This window comes from Gammaproteobacteria bacterium, assembly GCA_022340215.1.
Classification (GTDB): domain Bacteria; phylum Pseudomonadota; class Gammaproteobacteria; order JAJDOJ01; family JAJDOJ01; genus JAJDOJ01.
The window spans coordinates 1-5,508 of record JAJDOJ010000231.1; the positions used below are offsets into that span (position 1 = coordinate 1).

At 62.8% G+C, this 5,508-nt stretch carries 3 protein-coding genes; 1 reads left to right on the forward strand and 2 read right to left on the reverse strand.

The features are described 5' to 3' along the window. Nucleotides 1–646 precede the first annotated feature (646 nt). Together LJE91_16155 and LJE91_16160 are read right to left on the reverse strand one after the other, a co-directional pair. The gene (locus tag LJE91_16155; GenBank protein ID MCG6870202.1) at nucleotides 647–3,268 is read right to left on the reverse strand and encodes a plasma-membrane proton-efflux P-type ATPase; all 2,622 of its coding nucleotides are present in this window, start codon (nucleotides 3,266–3,268) and stop codon (nucleotides 647–649) included. A gap of 2 nt (nucleotides 3,269–3,270) precedes the next feature. After that, nucleotides 3,271–4,128, reverse strand: a complete 858-nt coding sequence (locus LJE91_16160; GenBank protein MCG6870203.1) for a polyphosphate kinase 2 family protein — start codon at nucleotides 4,126–4,128, stop codon at nucleotides 3,271–3,273. 308 nt (nucleotides 4,129–4,436) lie between these two features. On the opposite strand from LJE91_16160, the gene LJE91_16165 reads away from it, so the two are divergent. After that, a partial coding sequence (locus LJE91_16165) for a citrate transporter (protein MCG6870204.1) occupies nucleotides 4,437–5,508 on the forward strand: 1,072 nt, incomplete at its 3' end.

A 5,508-nucleotide genomic window follows, 5' to 3' on the forward strand; every position in this document is an offset into this window, starting at 1 on the left:
GAACTGCGAAGCAGTGAACGGCTTGGGCAGGAAGCCCAAGACCGGTGCCCAAGCAAAGCAGGGACAGCGCCGCGCCGGGATCGTTCGTCATCAAGGCGCGACATCAGGCGCATAGTCGAACTATGTCACTGTTGTCGCAACGCAGAGGACGGACGTAAAGACCAGCAGGATGGTATGTAATTTGACAGAAATCGCCTAATGTGAGCGCCCTGGTCGAGCACCTCTCGTGGGGATTGCCTAAGTGCCGTATCGCACAGCGGAGAATTGCGACGCAATATTGAGCGTGCATGGCTCTCGTGTCAAATACTCCGGATCGTATGTCAGGGCGAAGCCGTTCTAGCCGAACTCCAGGGGCCGGTTGGAAAGTTGCCTGGGATTCCGGACAACGCCCTCGTGCGTGGGTATGGCGCACGTCGAAACCCAGCGGCCGGAGGTCATGTGCCTGAACTTTTACAGGATCAGCGTGCGGCCTGTGACGACGTCCGATGAGGCACCCTTTCTGGCGCTGCCCGATCCCTGTTACTACCTCGGATCCCTGCCCGGGATCGGTCCATCCCCCTCGGGGGAGAAGATCGCGGCGAGGGATGATGCCCGCGCAGCACAGCGGCGGGCAGCACGCTGCGGAGCGGCGCCCCTCCGGTGACCGCTAGTGCGACGGGTTAATGGCGCTGGCCGCTGGAGCCGCGGTGGCGTTGGCCCCGAGCGGTTGATGGATCAAACGTCGGTGCTTGGCCTGCCATCCGGCCCCATGATCGGCCACTCTGTAGGTTGCCCATTTGATGATGTCCATGATGAACACCCAGGCGAGCGTGTACGCGAGCACCCAGCCAATCGTGGTCCAGGACAGCGCTGGCATCAGCCATCCGTAGGCGCACATCAGGATGGCCAGGATGTTGGTCGCCCACAAGGCGGCGTTGAGGGGCAGGCTCGGGAACGGCGGCAGGAAGAACCATCGTGCGGTGCGGGTGTTATAGAGCAGAAAGTGTCCGCCGAGGACGATCTGCAGGAACATGACCGATTGCAGCTCGGTCTGGGTGGAGAGCTGAAACAAGGTCTGCTCGGGGGCACTGCTCAGGATCTCGAAACCGATCAGCAGCAGGCCGAAGGACTGCACCACGGAGAACAGGCCGAGCACGGAGGACACGCCGAGCACCCGTGGCATCTTCCAGCGGATCGGTTGGGGCGCCACCTCGGTGTTGTCGTAGGCGATGGTCATGATCGGTGCGTCATCGAGCACGGCCAGGATGACGATCATGATCGCGGTCAGCGGCGTAAAGTCCAGCAGCAGCGTGGACAGCACGACCAGGAACATGATGTCCATGGTCAGCGCTACCCGGTAGATGGTGTAGCTGTTGATGCGGCCGAAGATCCGGCGTGCCTCGTCGATGGCGGTGTTGATCACCGACAGGCCCGGCGCGGTGAGGATCAGCGCCGCCGCGCCGCGGGCGGCGTCGGTGGCCCCGGACACCGCGGTGCCGCAGTCCGCCTGCTTGAGCGCCGGCGCGTCGTTGACCCCGTCGCCGGTCATGGCCACCAGATGCCCGCGATCCTGCAGGGCCTTGACGATGGCATACTTGTGCTCGGGGAAGACCCGGGCGAAACCGTCCGCCTTCTCGATGGCCTCGGCGATGGCCGGCGGGACCTTGTTGGGGTCCAGATCCTTGGGAAAGGCCTCCGCTGCCGGGATGATATGGTCGCCCAGACCGAGCTGGCGCGCCGTTTCCCGGGCGATGGCGGTGTCGTCGCCGGTGACCATCTTGACCCGCACGCCCTTGACGGCAGCCTGATCGATGGTGGCCTTGGAATCGTCCCGGGGCGGGTCGAACATCGGCAGGATGCCGAGCAGGCCCCAGGTGGCGCCGTCGTCCTCGGAGCGGGCGACACCCAGCGCGCGATAACCCTTTGTGCCCAGGTCCTCGACCACCTGCTTGACCTTCGCCTCGCCGGCGTCGTCCAGCTTTGCCAGGGCGGCGATGACTTGGGGCGCCCCCTTGGAGACGAGCACGGTTTTCCCGTCGGGGGTGGTGACAGTGGCCTGGGTGCGTTTGCCGACCGGGTCGAACGGCATGAACTTGAGCTGCTTGTAGGTCGACAGAACGCTCTGATCGGCCAGCGCGCCGATCACGGCGGTGTCGATCGCATCGCGGTCCTCGATCTTGGATGCCAGCGCGCCGGCCAGGACCACATCCTGCGGGTCGGTACTGTTGAACAGGATCGGGTCGGCCAGGGTGAGCTGATTCTTGGTCAGGGTGCCCGTCTTGTCCGAGCAGAGGATGTTGACGCCCGCCATCTCCTCGATTGCCGAGAGCTTGGAGACGATGGCCTTCTGCTTGGACAGGGCCAGCGCCCCCAGCGCCATCGTGATGGAGAACACCGCCGGCATCGCGACAGGGATGGACGCCACCAGCAGGATCAACACGAACTGCAGGATGTTCAGTGCATCCGCCCACTTCCAGTCGTCCCGGACGACGATGTCGCGCCAGACATCGAACCCGACCATGATCAGTGCCAGCACGACCGCGACCACGATCAGGAAGTTGGCGATCTGGAACATGGCGGTCTGGGCATGGCTGACCGATCCTGCGCCGGCCACCAGTTGAGCGGTGCGGCCGAAGAAGGTATTGGAACCGGTGGCGATGACGACGCCTTCCATCTCGCCCTCCTTGACGACGCTGCCGGAATAGGCGGCGTCACCCACCTTCTTCTTGGCCGGGAGCGATTCGCCGGTCAGCGCCGCCTGGTCGATGGCGGCGTAATCGCCCTTGACCATGCGCAGGTCGGCGGGGACGATGACCCCCAGGCGGATCTTCACGATGTCCCCGGGCACCAGTGTCGCGGCCTGCACCGTCTGCCATTGGCCGTCGCGCAGCGCGGTCGCCTCAGGTGCCAGGCTGTCCTTGAGCGCGGCCAGGGCACTGGAGGCCTTGCGGTCCTGCCAGAACTCCAGGGCCGCATTGAAGATCAGCAGGCCGAAGATGACAGCGAAGTCGTCCCAGCGGCCCAAGAAGGCCGAGACCAGCGCCGCGGCCTCGATCATGTAGGCGATAGGACCGGTGAACGGGCCGAGCAGCTTGGCCAGAAGACCCACTTTCTTCTCGACGATGGCGTTCGGCCCGTATTGGGTCAGCCGTTGCGCGGCCTCCTCGTTGCTCAGTCCGGTCTGCGCCTTGACGCTCAGCGTCTCGAGCACCTCCGCAACCGGTCGCTTCTCCAGATCCACCAGGCCGCCCGCCGCCGGCTGATTGTCCGCGGGTTTCGCGTTGCTCATCTTCAACCCTTCTCCTTGTCCGATTTGTCCGTCCGGTTGACGATGGCGTCGTATTTGGCCCTGATCTGGTCGATATCCACCGTGGGTTCGGGAAACTTCATGTGCAGGGATTCGAGCGTCTCGGTAACGATCTTCGAGACGGCGAGGTTGCGGAACCACTTGTGGTTGGAGGGGATGATGAACCAGGGTGCATGTTCGGTGCTGCATTTGCTGAGTGCGGCCTCGAATGCCTTGGTGTAGGCGTCCCAATAGGGGCGTTCGGCATAGTCTCCCTCGCTGATCTTCCAGTGCCTTGCGGGATCGTCGATACGCTGCTTGAAGCGCCTCAGCTGCTCATCGGCATCGATGTGGAGATAAAACTTCAATATATGCGTGCCGTTCTCAGACAGCATCTGCTCGAAGTCATTGATGTGGTTGTAGCGCTTGGACCAGATCGACTTCGGCATCAAGTCGTGTACACGCACCACCAGCACATCCTCGTAATGCGAGCGGTTGAAGATCGCCACCTGTCCCTTGCCGGGCGTGTGCTTGTGATAGCGCCACAGGAAATCGTGTGCGGCCTCATCCTTGGACGGCACCTTGAAGCCCGTGACCGAACAGCCCTGCGGGTTCATGGCTCCGAGCACGTGGTTGATCGTGCCATCCTTGCCCGCCGCGTCGCGGCCCTGCAGCACGATCAGCAGGGAACGTCGATCCTCCGCGTACATCAGGTATTGCAGATCGTGCATCTTCTGGTTGTGCGCTTCGATTTCCGCGAGCGCGTCCTGGTGGGTTTCATGCTTGTCTTTGAAACCCGCATCGACCTTGCTCAGATCGACCGTTGAGCCGGGATCGACGCCGAACCGCTTGCGGTAGTTCATTGTATTGACCTCCTTGACATGCTTACGGACGGGGTCAGGGCAAGGTCCATAGATGACCCCCGACTGACTGCGCCACGCCGGTCTCGTTGGCTGCTACCCGATTCGGCGCTATACTGCTCCCGCAAATCTACTCCTGCCGACTTTAATAATAAAGATAATGTTACGCGATCATACGTGCTAGTGCCTTTGTCCGTGGTGGGTCTGGCGCGGCCTGTTACGGCCTCGCAAGCTTTCTTCGGAATTTCGTCGGGCGCTTCGGGTGGGTATGGAGTCTCGGTGTTCGACGCCCACTCGCGAGGCTGAGTATCTTGTCCATCACGCTGATCGTCTTCCTGGTGGTCTATCTCGGCATGATCCTGGGCGGAATACCCGGGCTGAAGATGGACCGCGCCTCGGTGGCACTGGGTGGCGCCGTCGTCCTGCTGGCTGCCGGCGAGCTGAGCCAGCCGGAGGCACTCGCAAGCATCGACTTCGGCACGCTGGGCATGCTGTTCGGGCTGATGCTCATATCGGTGCAGCTTCAGATTGCCGGTTTCTACGCCGCAATCTCGGGCATGGTTGCGCATCTCAATGCCTCACCTCCCTTTCTGCTGGCGATGCTGACCGCGCTGGTCGGGGTGCTCTCGGCCTTTCTGACCAACGATGTGGTCGCGGTCGCGATGACCCCGGTGGTGTTCGCCATCGCGCTGCGCCGGGGCATGAATCCACTTCCCTTTCTGCTCGCGATCGCGCTTGCGGCCAACGCCGGCTCGGTCGCGACCATCATCGGCAGCCCCCAGAACATGCTGATCGCGCAGCGGCTGGATATCAGCTTCGGGGGCTATCTGGAGTATGCGCTGGTACCCGCCGTATTGTCGCTACTGGTGGTCTGGGCGGCATTGGCCCTTGCCTATCGGGGTCGGTGGATGCTCGACCAGGGAAACGCGCCGAAGCCGGGTGCCCTACCTGATCCCTCGCTGGACCCCTGGGAGACGATCAAGGGGCTGTTGGTGCTGGCCTTTATTCTCTACGCGTTCGTATTCACCGAATGGGATCGCGGGATGGTCGCGACAGTCGCGGGCGTACTGATGCTTTTCAACGCCCGATTCATGTCCCGGACCATGCTGGAACGGATCGATTGGGACCTCCTGATCCTGTTCGTCGGGCTGTTCATCGTCAACGGTGCCTTTGCGAAAGCCGGGTTGGCGACGCAGCTTGTCACATGGCTCGCAGGGATGGGGATCGACCTGCACGACGGGAACGTGCTGTTCGTCATCAGTGCGGTGATGAGCGACATCACCTCGAACGTGCCGACAGTGATGCTGCTGCTGCCCTTTGCCGGACACGATCCATTGTCCGGACCGCTGATGGCGCTCGCCAGCGGTCTCGCCAGCAACCTGA

What these genes read in the sequence shown, in the direction of transcription:
- LJE91_16155 (MCG6870202.1), bottom strand. Translation starts at nt 3,268, where the DNA reads ATGAGCAACGCGAAACCCGCGGACAATCAGCCGGCGGCGGGCGGCCTG.
- LJE91_16160 (MCG6870203.1), bottom strand. Translation starts at nt 4,128, where the DNA reads ATGAACTACCGCAAGCGGTTCGGCGTCGATCCCGGCTCAACGGTCGAT.